This is a genomic window from Pseudomonas sp. B22(2017), assembly GCF_002113105.1.
GTDB classification, from domain to species: domain Bacteria; phylum Pseudomonadota; class Gammaproteobacteria; order Pseudomonadales; family Pseudomonadaceae; genus Aquipseudomonas; species Aquipseudomonas asiatica.
The window spans coordinates 86,277-113,177 of the sequence record NZ_NEJN01000001.1 but is presented as its reverse complement, the minus strand read 5'-3'; the positions used below and the strand labels follow the sequence as shown (position 1 = coordinate 113,177).

At 60.3% G+C, this 26,901-nt stretch carries 23 protein-coding genes and 1 pseudogene; 10 read left to right on the top strand and 14 right to left on the bottom strand.

Translation table 11 applies throughout. The annotated features are described in order from the left end of the window. Positions 1-4: 4 nt before the first annotated feature. Positions 5-1,441, top strand: a complete 1,437-nt coding sequence (locus tag CAG18_RS00580) for an IS1182 family transposase (protein WP_085719786.1) — start codon at positions 5-7, stop codon at positions 1,439-1,441. 348 nt (positions 1,442-1,789) lie between these two features. On the opposite strand, the gene CAG18_RS00575 is transcribed toward CAG18_RS00580, so the two are convergent. After that, positions 1,790-2,224 carry a rhodanese-like domain-containing protein gene (locus CAG18_RS00575; RefSeq protein WP_085719784.1) on the bottom strand — a complete coding sequence of 145 codons (435 nt, stop codon included), beginning with the start codon at positions 2,222-2,224 and terminating at the stop codon, positions 1,790-1,792. Positions 2,225-2,319: 95 nt separating this feature from the next. Between CAG18_RS00575 and ftrA the strand changes: the two genes are divergently transcribed. Next, positions 2,320-3,279, top strand: a complete 960-nt coding sequence (gene ftrA, locus CAG18_RS00570; protein WP_085719783.1) for a transcriptional regulator FtrA — start codon at positions 2,320-2,322, stop codon at positions 3,277-3,279. A 156-nt stretch (positions 3,280-3,435) separates the two neighbouring features. Here ftrA and leuA read toward each other — a convergent pair whose 3' ends face one another. The 6 genes from leuA to CAG18_RS00540 form a co-directional block, all read right to left on the bottom strand. After that, positions 3,436-5,133, bottom strand: a complete 1,698-nt coding sequence (gene leuA / locus CAG18_RS00565) for a 2-isopropylmalate synthase (protein ID WP_085719781.1) — start codon at positions 5,131-5,133, stop codon at positions 3,436-3,438. Positions 5,134-5,412: 279 nt separating this feature from the next. After that, positions 5,413-5,916, bottom strand: coding sequence for a GNAT family N-acetyltransferase (locus CAG18_RS00560; RefSeq protein WP_085719779.1), 504 nt, complete (start codon positions 5,914-5,916; stop codon positions 5,413-5,415). Positions 5,917-6,007: 91 nt separating this feature from the next. Continuing rightward, positions 6,008-8,446, bottom strand: a complete 2,439-nt coding sequence (locus tag CAG18_RS00555; RefSeq protein ID WP_054573813.1) for a TonB-dependent receptor — start codon at positions 8,444-8,446, stop codon at positions 6,008-6,010. A gap of 77 nt (positions 8,447-8,523) precedes the next feature. Beyond that, positions 8,524-9,360, bottom strand: a complete 837-nt coding sequence (locus tag CAG18_RS00550; RefSeq protein ID WP_085719777.1) for a FecR family protein — start codon at positions 9,358-9,360, stop codon at positions 8,524-8,526. Continuing rightward, on the bottom strand, positions 9,357-9,881 hold the full coding sequence (locus CAG18_RS00545; protein WP_015270088.1) for an RNA polymerase sigma factor: 525 nt from the start codon (positions 9,879-9,881) through the stop codon (positions 9,357-9,359). Before CAG18_RS00545 ends, CAG18_RS00550 begins: the two co-directional genes overlap by 4 nt. Before the next feature lie 93 nt (positions 9,882-9,974). Beyond that, positions 9,975-10,361 (bottom strand): MerR family transcriptional regulator, encoded by a 387-nt coding sequence (locus CAG18_RS00540; protein ID WP_061302409.1) that lies wholly within the window; start codon positions 10,359-10,361, stop codon positions 9,975-9,977. A gap of 73 nt (positions 10,362-10,434) precedes the next feature. Here CAG18_RS00540 and CAG18_RS00535 point away from each other — a divergent pair, with 73 nt between their 5' ends. The 3 genes from CAG18_RS00535 (at position 10,435) to CAG18_RS00525 (ending at position 14,131) form a co-directional block, all read left to right on the top strand. Then, the gene (locus CAG18_RS00535) at positions 10,435-11,535 is read left to right on the top strand and encodes an SDR family oxidoreductase (protein ID WP_015270086.1); all 1,101 of its coding nucleotides are present in this window, start codon (positions 10,435-10,437) and stop codon (positions 11,533-11,535) included. Positions 11,536-11,695: 160 nt separating this feature from the next. After that, positions 11,696-13,207 (top strand): sensor domain-containing diguanylate cyclase, encoded by a 1,512-nt coding sequence (locus CAG18_RS00530; protein WP_085719775.1) that lies wholly within the window; start codon positions 11,696-11,698, stop codon positions 13,205-13,207. Positions 13,208-13,231: 24 nt separating this feature from the next. Then, positions 13,232-14,131, top strand: coding sequence for a DMT family transporter (locus tag CAG18_RS00525; protein WP_039612845.1), 900 nt, complete (start codon positions 13,232-13,234; stop codon positions 14,129-14,131). 48 nt (positions 14,132-14,179) lie between these two features. Here the strand turns inward: CAG18_RS00525 and CAG18_RS00520 are convergent, their stop codons facing one another. From CAG18_RS00520 to CAG18_RS00505, 4 genes are all read right to left on the bottom strand, one after another. Beyond that, positions 14,180-15,433 (bottom strand): OprD family porin, encoded by a 1,254-nt coding sequence (locus CAG18_RS00520; RefSeq protein WP_038409385.1) that lies wholly within the window; start codon positions 15,431-15,433, stop codon positions 14,180-14,182. Positions 15,434-15,491: 58 nt separating this feature from the next. Continuing rightward, on the bottom strand, positions 15,492-16,796 hold the full coding sequence (locus CAG18_RS00515) for a CitMHS family transporter (protein WP_013972233.1): 1,305 nt from the start codon (positions 16,794-16,796) through the stop codon (positions 15,492-15,494). 123 nt (positions 16,797-16,919) lie between these two features. Then, entirely contained in the window at positions 16,920-18,233 is a 1,314-nt protein-coding gene (gene dctA / locus CAG18_RS00510) for a C4-dicarboxylate transporter DctA (protein ID WP_003256769.1), read from the bottom strand. Positions 18,234-18,306: 73 nt separating this feature from the next. Continuing rightward, a complete protein-coding gene (locus tag CAG18_RS00505) occupies positions 18,307-19,386 on the bottom strand; it encodes a 4-oxalomesaconate tautomerase (protein WP_015270082.1) in 1,080 nt (359 codons plus the stop codon). Between the two features lie 147 nt (positions 19,387-19,533). Here CAG18_RS00505 and CAG18_RS00500 point away from each other — a divergent pair, with 147 nt between their 5' ends. Then, positions 19,534-20,427 carry a LysR family transcriptional regulator gene (locus CAG18_RS00500; RefSeq protein ID WP_013972231.1) on the top strand — a complete coding sequence of 298 codons (894 nt, stop codon included), beginning with the start codon at positions 19,534-19,536 and terminating at the stop codon, positions 20,425-20,427. A 60-nt stretch (positions 20,428-20,487) separates the two neighbouring features. On the opposite strand, the gene tcuB is transcribed toward CAG18_RS00500, so the two are convergent. From tcuB to CAG18_RS00485, 3 genes are all read right to left on the bottom strand, one after another. Further along, positions 20,488-21,669 carry a tricarballylate utilization 4Fe-4S protein TcuB gene (gene tcuB / locus CAG18_RS00495; RefSeq protein WP_054573822.1) on the bottom strand — a complete coding sequence of 394 codons (1,182 nt, stop codon included), beginning with the start codon at positions 21,667-21,669 and terminating at the stop codon, positions 20,488-20,490. Further along, positions 21,650-23,104 (bottom strand): FAD-dependent tricarballylate dehydrogenase TcuA, encoded by a 1,455-nt coding sequence (tcuA, locus tag CAG18_RS00490; RefSeq protein ID WP_015270080.1) that lies wholly within the window; start codon positions 23,102-23,104, stop codon positions 21,650-21,652. Before tcuA ends, tcuB begins: the two co-directional genes overlap by 20 nt. Before the next feature lie 148 nt (positions 23,105-23,252). Beyond that, positions 23,253-24,173, bottom strand: a complete 921-nt coding sequence (locus CAG18_RS00485) for a LysR family transcriptional regulator (protein WP_054573823.1) — start codon at positions 24,171-24,173, stop codon at positions 23,253-23,255. 441 nt (positions 24,174-24,614) lie between these two features. Here CAG18_RS00485 and CAG18_RS00475 point away from each other — a divergent pair, with 441 nt between their 5' ends. From CAG18_RS00475 to CAG18_RS00460, 4 genes and pseudogenes are all read left to right on the top strand, one after another. Continuing rightward, positions 24,615-24,971: a metalloregulator ArsR/SmtB family transcription factor gene (locus CAG18_RS00475; RefSeq protein ID WP_075045497.1), complete on the top strand. Its 357-nt coding sequence runs from the start codon at positions 24,615-24,617 to the stop codon at positions 24,969-24,971. Positions 24,972-24,989: 18 nt separating this feature from the next. Next, positions 24,990-25,100 (top strand): annotated as a pseudogene (locus CAG18_RS27200) (arsenate reductase ArsC); the annotation flags it as partial. Positions 25,101-25,150: 50 nt separating this feature from the next. Then, positions 25,151-25,867, top strand: coding sequence for an arsenical resistance protein ArsH (gene arsH, locus CAG18_RS00465; protein WP_054573825.1), 717 nt, complete (start codon positions 25,151-25,153; stop codon positions 25,865-25,867). Between the two features lie 23 nt (positions 25,868-25,890). After that, a complete protein-coding gene (locus tag CAG18_RS00460) occupies positions 25,891-26,895 on the top strand; it encodes an ArsJ-associated glyceraldehyde-3-phosphate dehydrogenase (RefSeq protein WP_085719773.1) in 1,005 nt (334 codons plus the stop codon). Positions 26,896-26,901: the final 6 nt, after the last annotated feature.

Genomic DNA, 26,901 nt, shown 5'->3' with positions numbered 1-26,901 from the left:
GATCATGAAGCGGTTCATTGAGGGTGAGGCCCGGATGCAAGTCACGCTGCTGCCGGAGTGCCTGGATGATTACATCACCGAAGAAAACCCTATTCGGGTAGTTGACGTTTTCGTCGATGAACTCGACCTCGGAGCGCTCGGATTCGAGGGTGTCGATCCGGCTGCTACGGGTCGTCCGGCCTACCATCCAGCAGTCCTGCTGAAAATCTACATCTATGGCTACCTCAATCGGATTCAGTCCAGCCGCCGGCTTGAGCGCGAGGCAGAGCGCAACGTCGAGCTGATGTGGTTAACGGGCCGGTTGGCTCCTGACTTCAAAACGATTGCCGACTTTCGGCGAGACAACGGTAAAGCTATTCGCGGCGTGTGCCGGCAATTCGTAGTGCTGTGCCGCAACCTCAATCTTTTCTCCCAGTCGATCATTGCCATCGACGGCAGCAAATTCAAAGCCGTAAATAACCGCGACCGCAACTTCACCCAGGGCAAGATCAAGGCGCGCATGCAACAGATCGAGCAGAGCATTGACCGCTATCTTGCGGCGCTGGATTCGGCGGATCGGGCGGCGCCCGAGGTCGCCGAGGCCAAGGCTGAACGGCTGAGCGAAAAAATAGAAAAGCTGAAACAGCAGATGACAAAGCTAAAGGACATTGAAGCGCAGCTTCACGCCAGCCCAGATCAGCAAATCTCTCTTACCGATCCTGATGCACGCTCAATGGCCACGAGTGGCCGAGGTACTGGCACGGTTGGCTACAACGTACAAACAGCAGTCGATGACAAATACCATCTGATCATTGCTCATGAAGTCACTAATGTTGGCAATGACCGAACGCAGCTGAGCAATATGGCGAACCAGGCACGCGAAGAGATCGGCGCTGAGTCGCTGACAGTGGTCGCCGACCGAGGCAATTACAAAGGTCCGGAGATCCTTGCTTGCGAGCAGGCAAGGAACACCACTTTTGTCCCGAAGCCGCTGACATCAAGCAGCAAAGCGGAAGGCCGATTCGGCAAGCAGGACTTCATCTACATCGCTGCATCGGATGAATACCGATGCCCTGCGGATCAACTACTGACCCGCAGGCACTCTTCGGTGGAAGACGGCATGTTGCTGCACTCCTACTGGTTCTCTGGCTGCCAAAGTTGCTCCATGCAGAAGCAGAGTACGACGGGTAAGGAACGCCGATTGAAGCGCTGGGAGCATGAAACGGTAGTCGAAGCCGTGCAGATCCGATTGGAGTATGACCCAGGAAAGATGAAGGTTCGTCGGCAGACGGTGGAGCATCCCTTCGGAACGCTCAAATACTGGATGGGAAGCACTCACTTCCTGACCAAAACCCTACCGAGGGTAAGCACCGAAATGAGCCTTCACGTGCTTGCCTACAATCTCAAACGAATGATGAGCATCTTTGGCATTGCTGGGCTGATTGAAGCGATCAGGACTTGAGGCCACGCATTTTTTGCGTCCGTATACGGCTATTCGGGCTGCTGCCGCGGCCCAAATAGCGCAGGCCGCGTCCGGGCCCGACTGAGGTAGATCAGCACTCAGATCTGCTGAATTGACAGGGTGCCCCAGCTTCTTTCGCTACTCGACGTACTTATTAGCGTTTTCACACAGCCTGGCCCCATTGCGGACATTCAACAGAGGCTAGCGAGATAACACTATCTGTGGGAAGGCTCATCAATGCAGAGAGAGCTGCTCATCGATATTCGGAAAAACTTTCCGATGCTCGCATGTGCTCGATCAGGCTGGGTACGTCCTCGGGTGATGCCGCTCGAACTGTGCCCTCTCGACTCAACATGCACATGAAACGCCGTTACCCTGTGCAGCAACGTCCGCACCCTCCAACGAAAACCCTTCGTCAAGCCAGCCGGTAACCCCGCCAATCATTTCTTTCACCGGAAAACCCAGCTCAGTCAAACGAACCGCCGCCCGATGTACGCCATTGCAATGCGGCCCCGCGCAATAAACAACGAAAAGCGTCTGGCGCGCATAGTCAGCCATGCGTTCTGCGCTGATGGTGCGGCCAGGAATATTGATCGCGCCCGGCACATGGCCCTGCGCAAACGCCTCGCTGCTCCTTACATCTACCAGCACATAGTCGACATCACCCGACCGCTGGCTACGTTCAACATCCGAACAATCCGTCTCGAACGCCAGACGGCGGCTGAAATGAAGCAGGGCATCGGATGGGCTTGCGGCAGGATATTCGCTGACCAGGCTTGGCATGGATTTCACTCCTCGGTTGAAGGTGCGCTCATTGTAGGAAGCACGCCTGTATCGCTACAGTGGCGCATTCGACAGTCACCGGTAGTTTTCCGCCAATGCTCACGAACCCTGGTTTGGTCGCCGTGCTGGCCTATGACGGGCTGTGCACCTTCGAGTTCGGCATTGCCGTGGAGATCTTCGGGCTGCCACGCCCGGAGTTCGAATTCGCCTGGTACACGCATCGCATCGTCGCCGTCGATCCCGCACCAATGCACGCGGCAGGTGGCATGCAGGTCATTGCCGAGTTCGGCTTGGAGTCGCTCGTTGATGCCCATACCATCATCATTCCGGGCTGGCGTAGCCGCGATGAGCGCCCGCCGCAGGTCCTGCTGGACGCCTTGCGCGCCGCGTATCAACGCGGGGCGCGGCTGCTCTCCATCTGTTCAGGGGTGTTCGTGCTCGCGGCTGCGGGCCTTCTGGACGGCAAGCGTGCCACCACCCACTGGCGCTATACGGACGAACTCGCGGCACGCTATCCACTCATTGAAGTAGACCCTGGCGTGCTTTACGTAGACTGCGGCCAGCTGATTACCTCGGCAGGCAGCGCTGCCGGTATAGATGCCTGCCTACACCTGGTGAGTCGAGACTTTGGTACCCACGTTGCCAACACCGTTGCCCGTCGCCTGGTTATGGCACCCCAGCGTTCCGGAGGGCAAACACAGTTCCTCCCCGCACCCGTTGCCCAGAAGCCTCGCGATGATCTTGCCGCGGTGCTGGAGTGGGCGACCTTGCATGTGGGCAGGCCGCTTACGGTCAAGCAGCTGGCAGCGAAGGCACTGATGAGCGAACGTACCTTCCTGCGTCGCTTCATCGAAGCGACAGGCATCACGCCGAAAACCTGGCTGCTTCAGGTGCGCATGAACGTGGCGCGTGAGTTGCTGGAAAGCAGCCCATTGAGCAATGAGCAAATCGCCGAACGCTGCGGGTTCGCCTCGGCGGAAAGTTTCCGGGCAGCATTTCGCAAGACCGTGGGGTTGGCGCCCATGAGGTATCGTGCGCAGTTTGGCAACCACTGACCGTTCAGCGGTACCTTTGATAGAGCCGAAGTCGAGCCGGTGAGGATCAACTGCGGCCGGGGAGGTTCAGGGTTACAAGGCTGGCATTTCACCTTTTCCGCCGTGGCCGCAGCAGCATTGGTCACCACACCGCCGAGCAGCGCCAGCCAGTATCCCTCAAGCCGTGGCGACCGTGCTTTTCACTGTATCGAGCAGCCCCAGGCGCGTGGCCCGGCAGACAGCACTCACCACAGCCTTGAGTGATGCCTGGAGTGTGCTGCCGTCCCTGCCCACGCCAAACAGCAACTGGTTCTTGACACGTATTTCGATGTAGGCAATGGCTTCGGCCTCAGCACCATCACGCACGGCGTGCTCGTGGTAATCGGCAATATCGAAGACCAGCCCCTGCTGGGCGAACGCATGGACCAGTGCGGCCACTGGGCCATTACCCTTGCCAGCGAACGCCAGGCGTTCACCCTCGACCAGCAGTTGAGCGTCAAGGTAAGTGCAGGCTTCGTCAGTGGTGACCATGGGGTGCAGCAAGGCGTAGGGAATACCCTGCTCCAGGTAGTTTCTGGTGAAGCACGACAAGATCATTTCGCTGGTGATCTCCCTCCCTTCACTATCGGCGACCTGCTGCACCAGGCCGCTGAACTCCATCTGTAACCGGCGCGGCAGGACGATACCCTGCTGCTCCAGGAGATAGGCCACACCACCCTTGCCCGACTGGCTGTTGACCCGGATGACTGCCTCGTAGCTGCGCCCCATGTCGGCCGGGTCGATCGGCAGGTACGGCACCTCCCAGAAACCGTCGGGTTTTTTCCGCCGTTGGGCGAAGCCCTTCTTGATGGCGTCCTGGTGAGAGCCGGAAAATGCCGTGAACACCAGCTCTCCCGCATAGGGATGGCGTGGATGGGTCGGCAACTGGTTGCAGAACTCGACCTCACGCTGGACATGGATGATGTCAGAGAAATCCAGCTCCGGGCTGATGCCACTGGTGTAGAGGTTCATGGCCAAGGTCAGGATATCGACATTACCGGTGCGCTCACCATTGCCGAACAAGGTGCCCTCGACCCGCTCGGCGCCTGCCAGGCAGGCCTGCTCGGCGGTAGACACACCTGTGCCACGGTCATTGTGCGGGTGGATACTGATGATCACGCTGTCGCGCTTGCGTACGTGGCGGCAGAACCATTCGATCTGGTCGGCGAACACGTTGGCGGTCGAAACCTCCACGGTGGTAGGCAGGTTCAGGATCATCTTGTTGGTGGGAGACGGTTCGAATACGTCGATCACCGCTTCGCAAATTTCCAGGCCAAAATCGAGCTCGGTGAAGCAGAAGGTTTCTGGTGAATACTGGTAAGTCCACTGCGTCTGCGGATTGGCCTGCATCAGCGCCTTGATCTCCCGGGTAGCCTGCGTGGCGATGCCGATGCAACCTGCGCGATCCACGCCGAACACCACATCACGAAATACGGGAGCCGTTGCGTTGTACACATGAACGATGGCCCGTGGCGCCCCCTTGAGCGCTTCGAAGGTACGCTCGATCAAGTGTGTACGGGCCTGTGTCATGACCTGGATAGTCACATCTTCGGGGATCCGACCGCTCTCGATCAATTCACGCACATAGTCGAAATCGGTTTGCGATGCTGCCGGGAAGCCAACCTCGATCTGCTTGAAACCGACCTTCACCAAAAGGTCGAAGAATCGACGCTTGCGTTCGGCGTTCATCGGCTCGATCAGTGCCTGGTTACCGTCTCGCATGTCGACGCTGCACCAGGTGGGAGCGACCTTCTGGACCTGATTGGGCCACTGGCGGTCTGGCAGGTCGACTGTGGCGAAATGGCGATATTTGATTGATGGATCCTTAAGCATCATGGCGGCTTTCTCCTGGGCCTGTGTAACACCTTGTGCTTGCCCGTGATGGACAAGCCAAAATATTGGATCCAATTTACACAGAACCTGGCTTACCTCGATTGCGTTATTCAGCATCAATTCGGTAACTTGCGAACATTTATTGTTACAAACAATGAAAAAATGGATTTTTATATCGAAAAATGAAAATAGGCAGCCACAGACTGCCTTAGCACCATCCCGTCGGAAGCTACAGCCCCAAAATCTGGCAAAGGCGAATGCGCCTTCATGAAAAAGCGCTTATTAGCTTGCTTCCGTCTCCTCCTGCTTGAAGATACGGAACCCTCGCGCCTGATAATTTCGAAGCGCGGCAGGATGGTCGAAGGTGCAGGTATGTACCCACACCCGCTCTGTACCGCTCCATCCCCACGCAGATCGGACAGCATGGCTCAGGAGCGCTCCGCCGAAACCACAACCCAGGAATTGAGGTGCCAGCCCGAAGTAGCGTATCTCTGCGTTACTGCCATCGGGGCGATAGAGCTCGTAATAGCCGGCTATCGCACCACGGTAATAGGCAACCCAGGTACGGTGGCAATCCTGTTCGACGAGTGCCTGCCAGTCAGAAATCCCCCAGGTGTCAAGATCGCCCCACTCCCAAGGTGTGCCTACCAGCTTGTACAGAAACCGATTGAATTCCGCCTGAGGCACTTCACATTCAATGATCTGGAGTTCGTGAGGCTGTGGTTTTTCCTTCAGCTCGGATGCCGAGACCATTTCCAGATAATAAGTGGTGCAAGACCGTTCCATCGTAGACTCCCTACCCTACAAGCCAGCTATTGGTGTGAAACATGACAATGACCACCGGGGCCGACATCGAGCCCGGTGGTTTTTCACTACCTTACCAATTGTGCGTGTAACTGGCAGTCAATACCGTGCCGGGTGCCGGCAAGTGGCTGGTGTTGTTGTTATTGCGCAGCAACTGGCTGTAGAGCGGGTAGTAGTCGCGGTTGAACAGGTTCTGGATGCCGACGCTCACCTTGTCGTCTGCGGTGATCTGGTACTGGCTGACCAGGTCGACTGTCGTATAACTGCTAACCTGATGTCGACCAAAGCTGTCCAACCCATCGAGCCTGTAGTCCTTGGCATCGAAGAACGTGGCTTGCAAGCGGTTGCTCCAATCCAGGGTCGGCTTGTATTGCACGTAGGCGGTCAGCTTCAGCGGCGGAACGCGATAGCCGGTCATGTCTTGCCAGTCTTTACCGTCCGGTTTTTCTCGTCCGCGCATCCAGGTCGCACTCCCCCCTGCGCCCCACACCGCATCGTCCGACAGCCAATCGGCACTGGCTTCAGCACCGTAGATACGCTCCTTGGTGCGGGTCAGAATCAGGCCGTTGTTGAAACTTTGTACATCCCCCAGTTTGGAGGTGGTGTAGAACAGCGCCAGGGTGCCGAGTGTGTTGCTGCCCAGGTCTCCTCGCCAGCCAAGCTCATAGTTGTTGGTCTTGACCGGTTCCAGGTTCGATGCGCCGATGTCGAAGCCACGGCGCGCATTGCGCAGTTGGATGCCCACGTCGGGCAACTGGAAGCCCTGGCTGAAGGAGGCGTAGATTTCCTGGCCGAGTACCGGCGAGTAGACGATGCCCAGGTTCGACAGCACCGCATCGTAATGAATGTCGCCACCCTTCACCGCCACCGGGGAGGCAGACGTGGATTCGGACAACGGAACGAAGTCATCGAATTCGGCGGTGGAGTATTCGTAGCGCAGGCCGCCGTCGACCGACCAATGCTCATCGAAGCGATGCTGCAGCTGGGCGAAGGCGCCAGCGCTTCGCGTCCTCAGCGGGGGCATGTAGGTGAGCTTGCCGGTCTTGTCGAAAACCAGGCCGCCACTGGCGTCATAAGCCGCCGGGTCGAAGACATCGAGCGGCATGTCGCTGCGCTCCTGGTTATAGTCACCACCCCACACCAGTTCGGTACTGCCGCTGTCGCCAATTGGCGTGCGCAGCGTCAGGCGGCTTCCGAAGACTTCGCTGTTTTGCATGATCTGGTCAACATTGCCGCCGCGGGTGGCAACGGCACGGGCATCGAACGGGGTGAAGCGTGTGAAGTAGTCCCGGTAGTACATCTGGGCAGAAAGCCGGCTCCCGAGGATGTCGAGATTTTCATACTCCAGGTTCACCAGCGTGTTGCGAATGCGGTTCTGCTCGTCAAGATCCAGGCCCTTGATCGCATTGGCCGGCACAGAGCCAGCAGGGAGTTTCGCGACGCTTGGGTCGGTAGCGTAATCGGTGTCCTGGCGGGCATCGTAGTGGCTGACTGCAAGCTGCACTCGCTGGTTCTCGTCAATGTGCAGCCCCAGCTTGCCGCCAATGTTGTAGATGTTCGAATCGAACAGGTCGCCTTGGCTTGGCTCCGGGGCGATCCGGTCACCGTGCGCATCATACGAGGCACCGATATGGCGGGTACCGAAGTCGAACGAGTAGTCCACCGCGCCCTGAGAGCCGGCGAAATATTGCTGGAACTGCCCCCCCAGGCCATCGCTGCCAAGGCGGGTCAGCGGCGAGGTCGCGCTCAGGCTGGTTTCGGCGCGGTTTTCACCACCCGCGGGCCGTGTGGTAATGGAGATGATGCCCCCCGTGGCGCCGCTGCCGTAGATGGCGCTGCTGCCACGAATGACTTCGACCCGTTCGATCAGTGCCGGGTCGATGTTGGCCAGGTTGCGCGAGGAGTCGCGGTTGGTATTGAGCGGCACCCCGTCGACCATGACCAGCATGCTGCGCCCGCGCAGGGTCTGGCCATACTCGGTGACGGTGCGGCTGGAGTCGGACATGCCGGGAACCGCCTTGGCCAGTACCGTAGCCAGGCTCTCTGACCCCTGGCGCAGCTCCTGCAGTTGTTCATGCTCGAGAATGGTGGATTGCCGCGTCGCGGAAACCAGGCTGCTGCTGGTGCGCGAGGCGGTGATTTCCGTCTGGGCCATTTCCACGGGTCCGCTCTGGATTCCAGCACTTGATGCAGGGCCCCCCTGCGCGACGATGACGAACGTGCGCTCATCCTTGGCCTGTACCTGCAAGCCAGTATCCTTGAGCAGCGTTTGAAGTGCTTCCTCGGGTGTGAACCGCCCCTTCACCGCAGGCGCGTTTCGGCCTGCACCAAGATCGCTGGCGAAGATGATCTGTACCGAAGACTGCTGTGCGAGCGCGTTGATGGCCTCGCCCAGCGGTGCAGCGGGGAGATCCACGTTCACCTTTTCCCGGCCCTGGGCCGACATTGCGATGAGCAGGCTACTGGCAAGCAATGACAGGCGTAGCTGGCGACTGCGGAGGGGAAAATGCACTTCTCGAGTTCCTTTTTGTGGTTGGGCTTTTTCAGTAGCCGCCATGGGGATCGAGAAACCCTACCTGCGCCTGAGAATTATTTTCTTGTCGGTTTGCGTTGAATCCGGACGCTGCCGTCCCCTACCTGCAGCACGGCGACAGGCAGGATGCTGGGCAGCAGATCCAGTAGCAGGTCGACATTGCGCGCTTCGAACACCCCCGTCACCTTGAGTGCGGCCAGGCTTGGGTCGCTCAGCTCGATGGGGGCCTTGCGATAGTGGCGCAACAACGACACCGCTTCATCCAGCGGCGTCTGCTCGAACACGATGCGATCATCTTTCCATGCCATCGCCTTGGAGGCGCCAGCCTTTGCAACCGGCATCAGTTGCCCGCCAATCGAGTCGACCTGTTGCCCTGGCCTCAGGGTGACAGGCGCCTGTGCTGCAGTTGCAGCGGTGACGTCCACGCGCCCACGGGCCAGGGTCACACGCACCGCGTCATTATCCAGCCGGCGGACATTGAACAGCGTACCGAGCACCTCGACTTTCGCCATGCCAGCGGACACTACGAAGGGGCGGTACACGGCCGAGGACACATCGAAAAGCGCCTGCCCTGCGCGCAGGTCGACTTCGCGGCTGAGCAGACGCCAACTGATATCGACATGCGTGCCACTGTCGAGCAGCAGCTTGCTTCCATCGCTCAGCAGCACAGCGCGCCGCTCACCAATGGCGGTAGCGAAACGCTCGCTCTTGTAGGCAGGGTTCAGCCACGCCAGGGCCGCAAAGGCGATCGCAACCGCTAGTGTAATGCCGGCCGACTTCACCGCTTTGGAGGGCGCTGGCCTGAACGGCGGCATGGGGAACAGCTGCTTGAGCTCTTCACGATGTCGCCCCAGTGCCTCGTCCAATGGCGCCTGTTCGGGCTGCTTGGTCATGGATGCACCTCATCGCGCCCAAGCCGTTGCCTGCACGCCGCCAACCCCAGGCGCAGATGCTTTTCCACAGTCTTCAGGGAAATACCGAGGCGCGCAGCTACTTCTGCCTGGGGGATTTCGTGAATCTTGTGCATGACGAAAACAGCCTGGCAGCGTGGTGGGAGGTCTGCGATAGCGTTGACGAGCAGTTGAAACTCGCGCGCGCTGTCATACCTGGTCACCGGGGTGGCTGCCGGGCAGGCCACCTCTGGCAGCTCGGAAATTGCCTCTACCCAGGCGCCTCGGCGGCGATCGCTACGATAGCGGCTCACGGCGGTGTCGTGGGAGATTTTTCGTAGCAGGGCCAGTGGGGTTCTGACGTCTTCTTTCTCACCGCGCTCAAGCAACTGCACACACACGTCATGCACTACATCGCGCGCCACGCTTCTGTCGCCGAAGCGTCGGCGAATGTGGTCCACCAGCTCGTCATAGTGACGGACCAATGTAGACAGCAGCGACGGTTTGGCGGGATCGAACGACACGATGCATCCTGGATAAGAGGTAGGCCTCGAAAACAAGACACAAGTGTAAATGAGAAATAATTGCGAATAAACAAGCTACAGCATCGAGCCATGCTAAACCGAGAGAGGGCGAGGAATGGTCAGACCGTTGGCAATGGCACTGGCTTCCAGCTTTGCACGCTCCGCATCCAGAAACACATAGGCGGCTTGCAGCGTGGTGATCTTCGCTTGAATTTCGGCCATCTTGCCGGCTACCAACATCGCGCCTTGGGCGCAATCGATCGTGTTACCGCGCTTGGCCGCAAGGATTTCGCCAATCTCGGCGAGCGAAAAACCGCCGCTCTGGGCACTTTGAATAAAGGCCAGATCGACAACGGTCTGGTCGCTGTAGCTGCGGTAATTGTTGGCTTGGCGATGGGCCACGATAAGCCCGAGTTGCTCGTAATAACGCAATGTATGGCGGCCCACCCCACTCCGGCGCTCCAACTCTCCGACATTCACGATAAAAATTCCTTGACTGTAGAGTAGGCTCTACACCTTAGCCTGCGCCGATCATCCAGACAAGGATTCAGATATGAGCGTGGAATGCTTCGTCACTGGCGGCAGTGGGTTTGTGGGTCAACATCTGCTGGCCCATCTTACCGCGACAGGGCACAAGACCTGGGTGCTCATGCGCAACCCTGCAAACATCGAACGCCTCAAAGAGCAGGTAGGCCAACTGGGAGGTAATCCCGCGTATTTAAACGCAGTTGAAGGAGACATCAGCAGGGATGGGCTTGGACTCAGCGAAGCAGACAGGCAATGCGTAACTTCGGCCGCCGTGGTCTTTCACCTCGCGGCGCAGTTTACCTGGGGCCTTACAATGGAACAGGCCCGCGCAGTCAACGTACACGGGGCGCTGAGGGTCGCCAGGCTTGCGGCGAGCCAGCGTATCCGCTTGCTGATGGCTGGCGGTTATATGCTGCAGAACCTTACCCATCTTGCAAGTATCGGGGTTGATAACGCGCACCCTGAAAACACCAATTGGCCTGCAGTATACGGCCGTGTCGGGGGCTACGAAGGCAGCAAGCTGGAGTCCCATTTCTCGGTCGTCCGTTACATGCAGGAGGTAGGCGCAGATTACTCGATCGTTCATCCTGCTACGGTATGTGGTCACAGCGAGAGTGGGCATATCCCTGAAGGTCAACCTCTGGTGGACCTCATCAGAAACCTGGCACTGGGCCGGTTCAAGGCTGTCCCCGGCTCCGCCAGGCACTGGTTGCCGCTGGTCAGCGTTGATTACCTGGTAAAGATGATGACCTGCGTGGCGTTCGACCCATCAATGGTCAACCGGCAGGTCCTGGCGCTGTATGAGCACACGCCGAACCTGCAGGGTATGCTTGAGCAAATGGCACAAACGCTGGATATAGAGCCCCCCCGCCGCCATGTACCCATAGGGTTGCTGAAGTGGCTGTTGGCGATTCCAGGACTGGCCAACCGATTATCGATCAGCGCGGAGTCACTGAACTTCATCCAGACGCAGCGGTTCGACATGAACGACAGCCAGCAACTGGAACGAAAGTATCAGTTGGCCCATCCCGACATGACGCGAACTTTGGAAAAGACGGTGCGCTACGTTGAGGGTTACTTGCCCAATCGTCATGTTGATACTTCTGCATACCCTGCCGGAAGATAACAAACGGGTTCTGATAGAACGCGTGATTCTGTCGAACATTCCAGCAACTTCGGTGTTATATTGTTGCACATGAACCGGATGGTTACTTCCTGACCGTCTGGTTAGTTAAAGCGTGCCGACGCTCAACTTGGTCTTTAGGGAAAAAGGCGTGTGAATTGACGTGAAGCGTGACATCCACCTCGTTGTGCTACTGCTATCGGTCATCGGTTGCTCTCTCGCCTCGCTAACGCTGTGGAAGGTCATGGCTTCTCGCGAGCGTGCCCTGGAAGACGTCAATGTCCATGGCCTTAACCTGACCCAGGCATTGTCCACCTATTCGGAAGGTATTGTCCGTCAGAGCTCAATGCTACTGCTCGGGCTGGTCGAGCGCCTGGAAACCGAAGGCTCCGGACCTGCGCAGATCGAGCGGCTGGATCAACTGGTCAAGCGCCAGCAACCATTGATGCCGCCAATGAGCGGCATCATGATCTACGCCAGGGACGGACGCTGGCTGATGTCGTCCAACCAGCCGACCCCCGTCGGTGCCAACAGCAGCGACCGCGCCTTTTTCATACACCATCGTGACGACCCGTCCCGCGAGCCTTTCATCGGCCTGCCAATCCGTAGCCGCGTCAACCAGGAATGGGTGATCACCATCAGCCGACGGTTCAACGATGACCATGGCGAATTCGCCGGCGTTGTCGCCATGACGCTTGGCGTGGAGAACTTCCTGCAGCTATTCGGCAAACTCGATGTCGGCCATGAGGGTGCCATCGGGCTGGCCTATACCGACGGTTCCATGCTGGTGCGCTACCCGTTTCGGGAACAGGACATGGGTCGCAACTTTTCGAAGTCGCCCATCTTTACCAAGTATCTCGTCGACCAGTCAGCAGGCACTGCATCGTTCACCTCCAGCCTGGACGGCGTGGAGCGCCTCTATGCGTTTCGCAAGAGCGACAAGCTACCTTTGGTGACAACGGTCGCGCTGGGCAAGCAGGAGGCACTCTCGGCCTGGCGGCTCGAGGCGCTGCTGTCAACGCTGGTGGTCGCTGTGCTGCTGGCACTGACCGGGGCCATTGGCTGGCTGTTGATTCGCGCCATGAGCCGGCGAAATGCGATCGAAAGCGAGCTTCGACTGACCCAGCAACGGCTACTCGACAGCAACCAGCAGCTCGAGAGCCTGGCGATGCACGATGCGCTCACGGGGCTTGCCAACCGGCGCTGCTTTGACGAAGCGCTGACTCAGGAAATCCGCACGGCCCATCGCAATGGCACCACGCTGGCTTTGCTGATGATCGACATCGATCATTTCAAACCCTACAACGACACCTACGGGCATCCGGCGGGCGATGCCTGCCTGCAGCAGATAGCCTCCCTGCTCTCCTCCTGCATTCGCCGCCCTCGCGACCTGCTGGCACGCTACGGGGGTGAGGAAATGGCGGTAATCCTGCCCGATACCGACAACGATGGAGCGGCCGTCGTCGCCAGGCTGATGCTCGAGCGCCTGGCCTTGCAAGCCATCCCTCACAAAGGCAGCCCATTCGGACACATAACCGCCAGTATCGGTATCGCCTGCTCCGATGGTACGGCCCTGGACAGCGCGCCATCACTGATTGAGCGCGCCGACCGGGCGCTCTATATCGCCAAGCAGGCCGGCCGCAATCGCCTGCATGTCGACCGGGCGAAGACATAAAGCCAAATAACAAGGAATGTATAAATGCAATCTCATTTCAGCAAAGGCTTGCTCTTTGCACTCTGCGCCGCTGCACTGAATGCAACGATCGGTGTACTCAGCAAGGTATTGATGAACAGTGGATTCAGCTCCAGCAGCATCGCCCTGATAAAAACAGTCCTCGGCTGCCTGTTGCTGTCAGCACTGCTACTGTTCCTCAAGCGGCCACTGCATACAGCCAAATGGTTCCATGCCGCCGTTTGCGCCTTTCTTGGCATTTTTGTGCTGTTCCACTTTGAGACTTCGGCCTATAGCCATTACGCCGCGGCAGGCGTCGTGGTGATCCTGATGGCAAGCGCCTCCATTTCTTCGATATTACTGGGACGGATAGTCCTCAAGGATCCAATCACCGCCAATGCGACAGTAGGCGCCGGTTTGACCATAGCTGGTATTGCCGTGATTTTTGGAGCCGATCTGGAACAAGGCTTCACGCTGCAAGGCGCAATGCTCGCTGCGACTGGGGGCTGCGGCTACGGTGCATTTTCAGTTGCCATGAAGCGCATGGGCGTTTCCGGGGGGCTGCATTTCACTCGGCAACTCTTGTTTTTCGGCAGCCTCTACCTGCTGATGCCGGCTGCAACCGATGGGTTCATCATTGGTGAACTGTCGCTGGGAGCGGTCCTGGCATTGCTGGCGCTGGCTGCGTTGCCGACTATCCTCGGCTTCTTCTGTACCACCAAGGCCATCGAGTACCTGAAACCCTCGCAAGTCCAGGCGCTGGAGCTGACCGAGCCGCTGTTTGCCGCACTGCTGGCGTTCGTGGTGCTCAATGAAGTACCGCGGGACACGTTGTACCTGGGGGCCGGGCTAATTCTCTTCGGCCTGTGCTTCTCCAATGAGCTGATCCGACTGGGCAGGAAAGCGCCACAGCCGTCCAAAGCATGAAACGCGTGCGAGCAAGCACCTCGAGGCATGCATGCTCGCACGGCCGCATTACCAGATCGCAATATCGTAGGTCAGGTAGATCCGGTTGCTGTCGCGCCCTCGGGAAAAGTCAGAGCGGTAGACGTAGTTGCGAAGCTTCACACCCAGACCTTTCACAGGCCCGGATTGCACCACGTAGGCAAGCTCCACATCACGCTCCCACTCGCTGAGCCCGGCTTCACCGGAACGACCGTTGTCCCCGCTCAGGTAACGCGCCATGAAGGTCAGCCCGGGCACACCGGCCGCTGCAAAGTTGTAGGCGTAGCTCGCCATCCAGGTTTTCTCTTCCTCCTCGATGAACTTGCCTATGCCAACGTTACTGAACGAGTAAACCGTCGCGCCGCTGATGTACGGCAGCCCTGCCTCGCCGTCGAGCACCTGGTAACCGGCACCGACAGTGTGCCCGGAGTGGGTATAGGACAACTGCCCGCTGAACATGTCATTGTCGATCTGGCCGCCATGAGCGGCTCCGCTGTCGCGGCTCTTGAAATAGCGCAAGTCGGTGGTGAACACCCCTCCACCCAACGGCAGGTCGTGTACCAGGCCGGCATAGTCCTGGCGATAGAAGTGTTCGAGCTGGCCGTGGAAATAGCTCAGGCGCAGCTGCTTGCTGACGGCATAGTCGGCACCGGCAAAGTTGAAATCGCCAGACTCGCCGCCACCATAACCATCCAGGAACAGACCGGTGCTGTCCGAGGAGTCCCGCTGCTTGAAGCGGTCCAGGTGGCCGGCGGTCAGGGTCAGGCCATCGACATCGGTACTGGTCAGCTGCGTACCCTGGTAGGTCTGAGGCAACAATCGTGCATCGTTGTACACCAGCACCGGTGTCTTGGGCAGCAAGGTGCCATGCTTGACGATGGTCTGCCCCAGTCGCGCCTTGGCGGTTACCCCGGCACTGGCGAACTCGTCCGCGGCACGGCCATCGTCATGCACCGGCAGCAAGCCGGTACCGCTGCGGCCGCGGCCCGAATCGAGCCGTACGCCTACAAGCCCCAAGGCATCGAGCCCCAGGCCCAGCGGGCCTTGGGTGAACCCTGATTGGTAGTCGAGCAGAAAACCCTGCGCCCATTCCACCCGCTCGCTCTTTGCAGTTGCAGCAGCGCGGGCGCTCATGCCTTGTTCGTCGCGGAAGTTTTCGTTGAAGTAAACGTTGCGCAGCTGCAGCTTGAGCTTGCCGTCGTCGATGAATCCGGCAGCGCCGGCCACAGGCAGCCAGCCGCAAAGCAGGCCACAGGTGGCCCGGCGGAAAACAATTCGGGACATTTTCGATACTCTGTTGTTGTTCTTGGATGAGGTGGGCGCCAGCGGCGCCCGAAGCAGATCAGACGAAGAAGGACAAGGCACCCGTGACCAAGGCCAGTGCGGTGATGACCAGTGATGTCAGCACCGCCCATTTCACGGTGGCCTTCTGGAAGTCGCCGATGTCGCGATCGACCATGCCCACCAGCAGCAAGGTCGAGGCCACCAGCGGGCTCATCAGGTGCACTGGCTGCCCCAGCACCGAGGCGCGGGCGATTTCAACCGGGTCGATGCCGTAGGCGGCCGCAGCGTTGGCAAGGATCGGCACCACGCCAAAGTAGTAAGCGTCGTTGGAAAGTACGAAGGTCAGCGGCATGCTGGTCAGCGCCACCACCAGCGGGAACCAGTGGCTCCACGCCTCGGGAATCCAGTCGACCAGGGTCTGAGCCAGCGCATCGACCATCTTGGTACCCGAGAAGATCCCCGCGAAGATGCCTGCGGCGAATACCAACAGTACCACTGTCATGGCATTGCCAGAATGGGCGAGGATGCGCTCTTTCTGCAGATCCAGCTGCGGGTAGTTGATCATCAGCGCCGCGACGAAACCGATCATGAACAACAGTGCGGAATGCATCACGCCCATCACCAGCGCTGCCATGACGGCAATCACCAGCACCAGGTTCACATACGCCAGGCGTGGGCGCTTATGTGGGCTCTCGCCGAGGATTTCCTTGATGTAGCAGTTGCCGCCACCCGACTCCAGGGCGATGTTGCCGATGCGTCGGCGCTCGGCGCGGCCCAGCAGGAACGCGGTAAACACCACCCAGGCCGCACCGCCGATCACGGTGGGCAGCATCGGGATGAAATACTCGGTCGCATCCAGCCCGAGCGCGGCAATGGCCCGGGTGGCCGGCCCACCCCAAGGGCTCATGCCACTCATGATGCTCAGCGACAGCATGGATACCGTGGCCAGGATCATCGGGTTCATGCCGATGCGCTTGTACAGCGGCAGCATGGCCGCACAGGTAATCATGTAGGTGGTGGTGCCATCACCGTCGAGCGCCACCAACAGCGAGAGCAGCGCGGTACCGATGGCGATCTTGACCGGGTCGCCATTGACGCGCTTGAGGATCTTGCGGATCAGCGGGTCGAACAGGCCGGCATCGATCATCAGGCCGAAGAACAGGATGGCGAACAACAACAGGGCCGCCGAGGGCGCCACCATTTTCAAGCCATCGAGCATCATCTTGCCCAACTCGGGGGCGAAGCCGCCGATCACTGCAAAGACAATGGGTACCACGGTGAGCGCAACGATTGGCGACAGGCGTTTGCTCATGATCAGGTAGGTGAAGGTCACCACCATGATCAGGCCCAGGAGTGCGAGCATGGTCTTTTCTCTTGTTTTTATTCTATTGCGGCCATCGGCAAGGCAGACGGCCCCCTACCCCACTCGGCATCGCTGGGATGCTGAGTGGGATTCTAAGTCAACTAGGGAAGGTGAAGAGGCTTTTCAGCCGTGATGCCGGGGCTCGGCAGACCAGTCGGCCTGCGCAATATCCGCCTCGTCCGGTGCAGCCGGAATGCCGTTCAGGCGGCGCAGCAAGGTTTCCCGCTCACAGGCATTCTCCGACAGCGAGATGACCACCGTGGCCACGGCATTGCTGGCCAGGCTGGTCAGGGCACGCGCCTCGGACATGAAGCGATCGATGCCGATCAGCAAGGCAAGCCCTGCCAACGGGATGTCGTGAATGACGGTCAAGGTCGAAGCCAGCGCAACGAAACCACTACCGGTCACACCCGCCGCGCCTTTTGACGACAACAGCATGATCGCCAGCATCGTCACCGTCTGGCCAAGGCTCAGGTCGATGTTGCAAGCTTGAGCGATGAAGACCGCCGCCAACGACAGGTAGATGGCAGTACCGTCGAGGTTGAAGGAGTAACCGGTTGGCAGTACCAGCCCGACCACACCTTTCTTGCAGCCCAGTTTCTCCAGCTTTTCCAGCATGCGCGGCAGTACAGGCTCGGTGGACGAGGTGCCGAGCACCACCAGAAACTCCTCGCGGAAATAGCGCAGCAGCTTCCACAAGCTGAAGCCATGGGCACGGCAGATGCCGCCAAGCACCACCAGCACGAAAAACGCACAGGCGATGTAGAGCGTACCGACCAGCTTGGCCAGTGCCCCCAGGGACGTCACGCCGTACTGCCCGACGGTAAAGGCCAGCGCACCGAAGGCGCCGACCGGGGCGAAGCGCATCAGGTAGCCAAAGATGCGAAACACCATGGTCGAGGCAGACTCCAGCACATCGAGTACCGGCTTGCCCTTCTCGCCCATCGAAGACAAGGCGAAGCCGCTGAGCACCGCGATGAACAGCACCGGCAACACTTCACCCTTGTTGAACGCCCCGATGAACGTGTCGGGAATGATATGCATGAAGAAGTCGACCACGCTGAGCTTCGCCGCAGATGCGGCGTACTGGCCGAGCCCCGCAGTGCTGAGAGTGGCAGGGTCGATGTTCATGCCGACACCAGGACGGAACAGGTATACCGCTGCCAGGCCGATCATCAGGCTGATGACAGTCAATACCAGGAACAGCAGCAAGGTCTTGCTCATCAAACGCCCGAGGGAGCGCTTGTCGGTCATCCCGGCGATACCGGTGACGATGGTGCAGAAGACCACCGGCGCGATCATCATCTTGATCAGCTTGATGAACGCATCACCCAGGGGCTTGAGCGCAACGGCCTGTTGCGCCCAGAAGTGACCGACCACCACGCCCAGCAGGACGGCGCAGAGGATCTGGAAGTACAGCGATTTGGCGAGTCTCATGAGGCATCACCCATTGTTGAAATTGTGCGGATGCGCTTGTTGCGAATGTACAGGTCTGGACTACCGCCTGGGCCTACCCCGCCAACCTGCGGAATGTAGGCGCGTAAACGAAGCCTGAGAACAACCGCCGGGCAGTTCGCACCACAGAGGCCTGGATCGTCTTGCCATCTGCGCCACTGCGCGACAGCGCGACATCGATACCGCCGCTTGGATGTTCCAGACGCACTTCGGTCAACTGCACGGCGCCCTCGCCCAGCAGATCGCCGATCACCGTACCTGGGCTGACGCAGGCAGTCGCCAGCCCTATCGCTCCGGTGATGGCCAAGGCGCGGTGGCAGTTGTGTGGCATGAAGTAGCGAACCTGCAACGTGCCGTCATAACGGGGCTTGGACACCAGAACAGGCTTGGGGATGACCATGCCGCTGACATCACCCAGGCCCATGGCCTTGCCGGCCTTCAGGCGCAACGCCTCGAGGCGCTCGAGCAGCTCGCCGTTGGCGTCGAGTTCGGCCGGGGATTCCGAGCCGGTGACGCCCAGCTGGCTGGCCTCCACCACCATCATCGGCATGGCCATGTCGATGCAGGTGACTGCAACGCCGTCGATCACATCCTTGGCCTTGCCAGTCGGGAACAGTTTGCCGGTCTTGCTGCCGACCGCATCGAGGAAGGTCAGGTGTACGGGGGCGGCAGTGCCCGGTACGCCATCGATCGCCGTGCGGCCTTCATAGCGCACGATGCCGCCGGGGGTTTCCACCAGCGAATTGACGAAAGTGCCGGTGTTCAGGTTGCGAATACGCACCAGCGTCTTGCCGTCCTGGCCTTTGACAAGACCTTGCTCGATGGCGAACGGGCCAACGGCGCACAGCATGTTGCCGCAGTTGGGCGCGGTATCGACCCGGCGCTGGGCGACCATGACCTGCACGAACAGGTAGTCGACATCGGCGTCGGCATGCAGCGAGGGGCTGACAATCGCTACCTTGCTGGTCTGCGGGCTACCGCCACCGATGCCGTCGATTTCCAGTTCATGCCCGGAACCCATCAGGTTGATCAGCAATTCGTCGCGTTCGACCACATTGGCAGGAAGGTCCCATGCATGGAAAAAGGGGCCCTTGGAGGTGCCACCGCGCATGAGTACGCAAGGAATTCGTTGCATGATTTCGCACTCTTGTTGATCAATGGACATCATTGATGCTGTGGACAAAAGATTGACAGGGATGGATAAATCAATCCAATGCAAATATCGTAGTTATTGTTCCGATTTGAGCATCAATACCGAACCCAATGCCAAGAGCGATCCGAGATGGAATATGAGCTGCAAGACATACGATCTTTCGTGAAAATCGCCGAACTCGGCAGCTTCCACGAAGCCGCAGAAGCGCTGCACCTGTCCCAGCCCGCCTTGAGCCGACGGATCAAGAAGCTCGAGGAAGGCTTGGGCACTTCGTTGCTGGAACGCACTACTCGTCGGGTCAGCCTGACCAGCGTCGGGCGTGACTTCCTGCCCAAGGCCAGGCGCCTGCTGGATGACTTCGAAGACTCGATCCTGAGCATTCGCGAACTCGCAGAACGACAGACCGGCCAGGTAACCCTCGCCTGTATTCCGACCGCAGCGTTTTATTTCCTGCCATCGGTGATCCGCGACTACAACGAGCAATACCCCAAGATCCGCATTCGTCTGCTGGACCTCAGTGCCAACGACGGGCTCGAAGCCGTGCTGCGGGGTGAAGCCGATTTCGGCATCAACATGATGAGTGGCCAGCACCCGGACATCGAGTTCGTCTCCCTGGTACAGGAGCACTTCGTGCTGGCCTGCCGCAGGGACCACAAGCTGGCGAACCGTGAGGCCGTCACCTGGACAGAACTGGCCGACTACCGCCTGATCGGCGTAGGCCGGCTTAGCGGTAACCGGATGCTGCTGGACCATGCCCTGTCCGGGCTCAACCTGCGGCCCAAGTGGTTCTATGAGGTTCAGCACCTGTCGACCTCGCTGGGCATGGTCGAGGCCGGGCTGGGCGTGTCGGCCATGCCCAGCCTGGCCATGCCCAGCGCCGACCACCCGACCCTGGTCAGCGTGCCGCTGATCGAGCCCCAGGTAACCCGCACCCTGGGGTTGGTCTACCGCAGAGGGGCGTCGCTGTCGCCGGCAGCGGAGAAGTTCGTGTCGATCCTGCTGGACAAGTGGCCCAACCGTTGAACGAAATGCCTTGCTTCCGGCTCGGCACGGCGCAGGGGAAATACGGGCTGAGTTCATGGTTCACTCCCCGCCCAGGCCCAGCTTGTTGGGCCGGCGCTTCTCGATTGCAAACTTGAGCAGTGCCGCGCTGCGGAACAGGCCATGGGCAAACTTGCCATAGGGCAGCGTGATGAACAGCGCCATCACCGTCCCCAGGTGAAGCGCCAGCACGATCGCCATCGCTGCGGTATCACGCAGGCCCAGCAAGGCGAGGCCTGTGGCGCTGACCAACAGCAGAAGCAGAATGAAGGCCCGGTCCATGGGGCGCTGGGCCACATCGCCCTGCTCCGGCGCCCTGCGCAGGTTCAGCGCCAGCAACCCGGCCGGCCCGACAATCAAGCCAATTCCGCCCAGGGTTCCGAGCAACACCGGTGCACTCAGCAGCGGGTACGGCGCCTGCTGGCCCAGCAGGTAGTGATAACCGGTGGCGACCACCGTGGCGGCAAAGCACAGCATGAAGCCGTAGAAGGTGAAGTGATGGAAGCGACGGCGCCAGAGCGTGTAGCGATCATCGGCATTGTTGCAACCTTGGCCGTGCCCACCGTCGAGGTATTTCAGGGTCAACACCGCGCTTGATGCCTCGAACACCGCCCCTTTGGCCGGTTGCGCCAGCGCCTCGGCAGGCGAGACCGAGCGCCAGAAGCGACGTACCGCCACCGCCAGGGCCAGCGCTGCAGCGGCAAAGACGCTACCGAACATCAGTGCCAGGGTGTTGTGCGGGAAGACCGCATAGAAATTCCCAGCCAACCGCCCGGGCAGCAGCGTGCCGTTGACGAACAAGGTCAGCAGCAGGAACAGCGACAAGGCTACGGCCAATGCACTGGCGACATAGGTGCCGTTGTGCCTGTACAGCCGCCCGAAGAGGGCCGGCCAGGCGTACTCGGCGTATGTCTGCCCGCGCACCTTGGCCATCGCCTGGGGCACGTTCACCGCGAATTCGTGGGGCTGCGCGTACTGGCAGGCATGCAGGCAGGCGCCGCAGTTGTGGCACAGGTTGGCCAGGTAATGGATATCGGCCTTGCCGAACTCCAGCCTGCGGGTCATCGCCGGGAAAACCGCGCAAAAGCCCTCGCAGTAACGGCAGGCATTGCAGATCCGCATTTGCCGGTCCACTTCCTGCTCCTCGACGTTCAACACCGGGATCAGTTCGAGGGCCGGCCCGGCGGTGTCAGGCTGGCGTGGCTCAGGCAGTTGCGCAGTCATGGCTCTTCTCTTTTTCTGGATGTTCGTAACCCGCCGCCGCAGCAGCGCTGGTCCCGGCGATACGGCCGAAGGCGGTGCCGATGGACATGCCGACGCCTGCGGTGTAGCCCTTGCCCAGTACATTGCCCGCCATCATTTCACCGGCAACGAACAGGTTCGGGCTGGGACGCCCGTCGAAATGGACGGCGGCGGTTTCATCGGTGCGCAGCCCCAGGTAGGTGAAAGTCACGCCAGGGCGCAGCGGGTAGCCGTAGTAAGGCGGCGTATCGATCGGGCGCGCCCAGTGGCTTTTCGCCGGCTCCAGGCCTGCGGTGTGGCAGTCGTCCAGCCGGGTGTGGTCGAAAGTGCCCACCTGGCAGGCTCGGTTGTAGGCATGCACGGTTTCGAGGAAGGCCTGCACAGGCAAACCGAGCAGGCCGGCCAACGCCTCCAGGCTATCGGCAGTAGCGCCCGGAAAAACCGGTGGCATGAAGCGCCCGAGGGCTTTCTGGTCGATGATAGAGAACCCCACCTGCCCAGGCTGATGCGCCACCAGGCGCCCCCAGATGGCATAGCGCTTGGGCCAGAAATCCTCGCCTTCATCGTAGAAGCGCTGGCCGTCGCGGTTGACCACCACGCCCAGCGACACACAATCGATGCGCGTGCAGATGCCGCCGTCGTACAACGGCGCACGAGCATCGATCGCCACCATGTGCGCCTGGGTCGGGTCGCCAATCGTGTCGGCGCCCTGTTCGATCATGCGGCGCAACAGCACCCCGTCATTGAAGCGCGTGCCACGGATCAGGAAATTGTCCGAAGGCCACTCCCCTCGCTCGTTCTGCCCCCACGCCTCGCGCAACCACTCACGGTTGGACTCGAAGCCGCCGGCGGCAAGCACACAGGTACGCGCCTCGATGCGCTCGGCAGGCAGGTGTCGCCCCTGAACCTCACGCGCCGGCACATGGGCCGCGACGAAGCGTCCGCCCTGCAGTTCGATGTCGGCTACTGGCGTGTCGTAGCGTATCTGTACGCCAAGGTTTTCGGCGCTGCGAAAGTAGGCATTGACCAGTGCCTTGCCGCCGCCCATGAAGAAGGCGTTGGTCCTTGCTGTGTGCAGCGCACCCGACAATGAGGGCTGAAAATGCACGCCATGGCGGCGCATCCACCCGCGACAACTGGAGGACGCGCGAATCACCAGCCGCGCAAGCTTTTCGTCGGTCTGGCCACCGGTAACCTTCAGCAGGTCCTGCCAGAATTCTTCTTCCGGGTACGCCTCGACCAGCACATCCTGCGGTCCATCATGCATGCACCTCAGGTTGCGCGTGTGTTGTGAGTTGCCACCACGCCAGGCGCGGGGTGCGGCCTCGAGCAGCAGCACGCTGGCTCCGGCCTCTCGCGCCATCAGCGCGGCACAGAGGGCGGCATTGCCCCCTCCGATGACTAGCACATCGATCATTTCGCCTCCAGATCACGAAGAGCCGAATGTTCGGCTGCTCCTCGTGACCGGGGACTTTAATGAGCGCCCGCAGACCGCGAAACGCGATGGTCGGGGGGAGGCATTCAGTTTTTCTAAAGGGTCGGAACAAGCGCCCCCGGCGCCTGGGTCAAAGCAGCCGTGCGCCTGGCCATCGGCCCTGCTCCACCAGCTCCCGGGCAACGTCCTGCAGTACGATCCGCGTAGCCAGCGCCGCCGGTGAGAGCTCGTCATCAGTCAGGCTGACAATCACATTGCGACGCTGCGCCAGGGCTTCGTCGACAGCAAACACGCGCAGGCCCGCCTGATGCGCCCGGGCCACCGTCGCGCCGGGCTGGATGGTGGCGGCATGGCCCGCACACACGCAATCCATCAACAGCGACAGGCCATCGACTTCCATGACGATGCTGGCCTCCAGCCCTGCCCGCTCGAAAATCGAGCGCAACGTCGTGCGCAATCCATGCTGGTTGCTGGGCATCACCAACGGCAACGTCGCGATCTGTTGCAACGTGAGCGACTCGCCCCAGCCGTCCTTGACCAGCGGTGCGGGAACCAGCACGAACAGCCGCTCCGTCAGCAGCCCCCGCACCTCCAGGCGCGGCCCCGTCTCAGCCTGGAACAGCACCGCCAGGTCAAGGTGCCTGGCATTGAGCTGGTTCATCAGGTAACCAGACAGCATCTCCACCAGGTGCAGCCGGATGTCGGGATAGCGTTCGCGCATCCTGTCGATCAACGCCAAGCCAAGGATCGATGCAGTGGTCGGTGCCAGCCCCACGCTGGCATAGCCGCTCATGCGACCACTTTGTGCCGCCAGGACAGCATGTTCCGCCTGACGAAGCGCAAGACGCGCATGGTATTCGAAGGCCAGTCCGGCTGCGGTCGGCGCTACGCCGGTGCTCGAACGCGTCAAAAGCCGGGTACTCACCTCGCTCTCCAGCTTCGACAACTGCTGGCTCAAAGCCGAGGCGCCAACCCCTAGCTCGAGCGCAGCCCTGCCAAGGCTGCCGTACTCCAGAACACTCAGGAAATAGCGAAGCTGACGTAACTCCATACAGATCTCTTCAACGATGGGGGCAGGCCTGGAGCATGTTAAACGTATTTGCACAGCGTGGGCGGTCAAGCCTTGATCGACAGGACGCTACGGTGGAACGGACTGGCCCGCCCTCATGGAACTGCATATAGCTGGATGATTGAGCAGGGCCTCTGTGGGAGCGGGCGTGTCGAGGCGTCGAACCGCCGCGAACACCGGCGCAGCCGGTGCCAACCACCGCGTTGAATTTTTCGCGGGCACGCCCGCTCCCGCAGAGGCCGCGTCGCGCTTGCGAATTGAGTTCTCTGCGCGACAGCGCAGCCCAAAGGGCTGGGCGATCTCCTGCAAGGCCTTCTTTTCGTCTGCAGGAATCAATCTGGCAGGCCTTGCAATACATGCGAAAAATCGTATATTTGAAAAACCATATATATCAAGCATGAAAAGCAAACACCGAGAACTGCCATGACTGACTCGCTGACCCCGACCCAGGTCTTCAAATGCCTCGCCGACGAGAACCGCATTCGGATGATGCTGCTGATCACTCGTGAGGAAGAGCTGTGCGTCTGTGAACTGATCTGCGCCCTGGAAGAAAGCCAACCCAAGGTTTCTCGCCACCTCGCACAACTGCGCACCTGCGGCCTGCTTGAAGACCGCAGGCAGGGCCAATGGGTTTACTACCGCCTGCATCCAGAACTGCCCGCCTGGGTACGCGATGTCCTGGTAACCACGCTGGAAGCCAATCGCGAATGGTTGAGCACCAGCGCCAAACGACTGGACACCATGGGTGACCGCCCTCAGCGCGTCGCTGCCTGCTGCTGATCATTGCGAGGAAATACGCTGAAAGCCCTGTTCCTCTGCACCGCCAATCGCTGCCGCAGCATCCTGTCCCATGCCAATTTCAATCACCAGGCACCGGTCGAGATGAAGGCCTTCAGTGGCGGCAGCCAGCTATAGAGCGAAGTGCGCCACGATCCATCACTACCCTGCAGAGTGAAACCATGACCGAACACCACATTCCCAACATCGACAACGACCTGGTCGATCTGCCGACAGCCGAGAAACTGGCAATCGCGCAACAGTCCACCCACAAGCCTCGCATCCTGCTGCTGTACGGATCGACCCGCGAACGCTCCTTCAGCCGCCTGCTGACCGAAGAAGCCGCCCGCCTGCTGGAGCATTTCGGTGCCGAGACGCGCATCTTCAACCCGTCCGGCCTGCCACTGGCGGATGACGTGCCCGATGACCACCCCATGGTCAAGGAACTGCGCGATCTGGTGTTGTGGTCCGAAGGCATGGTCTGGTGCTCGCCGGAACGCCACGGTGCAATGACCGGCGTGTTCAAGTCGCAGATCGACTGGATCCCCCTGAGCATGGGCGCCGTACGGCCGACCCAGGGAAAGACCCTTGCGGTCATGCAGGTATGCGGTGGTTCGCAGTCGTTCAACGTGGTCAACCAGTTGCGCGTGCTTGGCCGCTGGATGCGCATGTTCACCATCCCTAACCAGTCGTCCGTGCCCAAGGCCTACCTGGAGTTCGACGAAACGGGCCGCATGAAACCGTCCCCGTACTACGACCGTGTCGTCGACGTCATGGAAGAACTGGTGAAGTTCACCCTGCTGTTGCGCGACCGCGCCGACTACCTTGTCGACCGCTACTCCGAGCGCAAGGAGTCGGCCGAGGAACTGTCCAGGCGTGTCAATCAACGATCCATCTGAAGTCACAACTCGAGAACAAGACCATGGCAATCAAAGTAGGCATCAATGGGTTTGGCCGTATCGGTCGCCTGGCGCTGCGCGCGTCCTGGGGCTGGCCGGAATTCGAATTCGTCCAGATCAATGACCCGGCCGGCGACGCCGAGACCCACGCCCACCTGATCAACTTCGATTCGGTCCACGGCCGCTGGCAGCGTGAAGCCGGGGCAGAAGGCGACTCGGTGGTGATCGAGGGCAAGCGCATCAAGGTCACCGCGAACAAGAACATTGCGGACACCGACTGGTCGGGCTGCGACCTGGTCATCGAAGCCAGCGGCAAGATGAAGTCGGTAGCCGTGCTCCAGGCCTACCTGGACCAGGGCGTCAAACGCGTGGTGGTCTGCGCGCCAGTGAAGGAGAAAGGCGCGCTGAACGTGGTGATGGGCGTCAACCAGCACCTGTTCGACCCGGCGCAGCACCGTATCGTCACCGCCGCTTCCTGCACCACCAACTGCCTGGCCCCAGTGGTCAAGGTGATTCACGAGAACCTGGGCATCCGCCACGGCTCGATCACCACCATCCACGACCTGACCAATACCCAGAGCATCCTCGATACACCGCACAAGGACCTGCGTCGCGCCCGCGCCTCGGGCATGAGCCTGATCCCGACCACCACGGGCTCGGCTACCGCAATCGCCGAGATCTTTCCTGAACTGCGCGGCAAGCTGAATGGGCACGCCGTACGTGTACCGCTGGCCAACGCCTCGCTGACCGACTGCGTGTTCGAAGTGGCACGCGAGACCACGGCCGAAGAGGTAAATGCGTTGTTGAAGGTTGCTGCCGAAGGCCCGTTGAACGGAATCCTCGGCTACGAAGAACGGCCACTGGTGTCCATCGACTACCGAACCGACCCACGGTCCTCGATCATCGATGCGCTGTCGACCCTGGTGGTCAATGGCACCCAGGTAAAAATCTATGCCTGGTACGACAACGAGTGGGGCTACGCCAACCGTGCGGCGGAACTGGCCCGAATGGTCGGCATGGCGGAGTAGACGGCA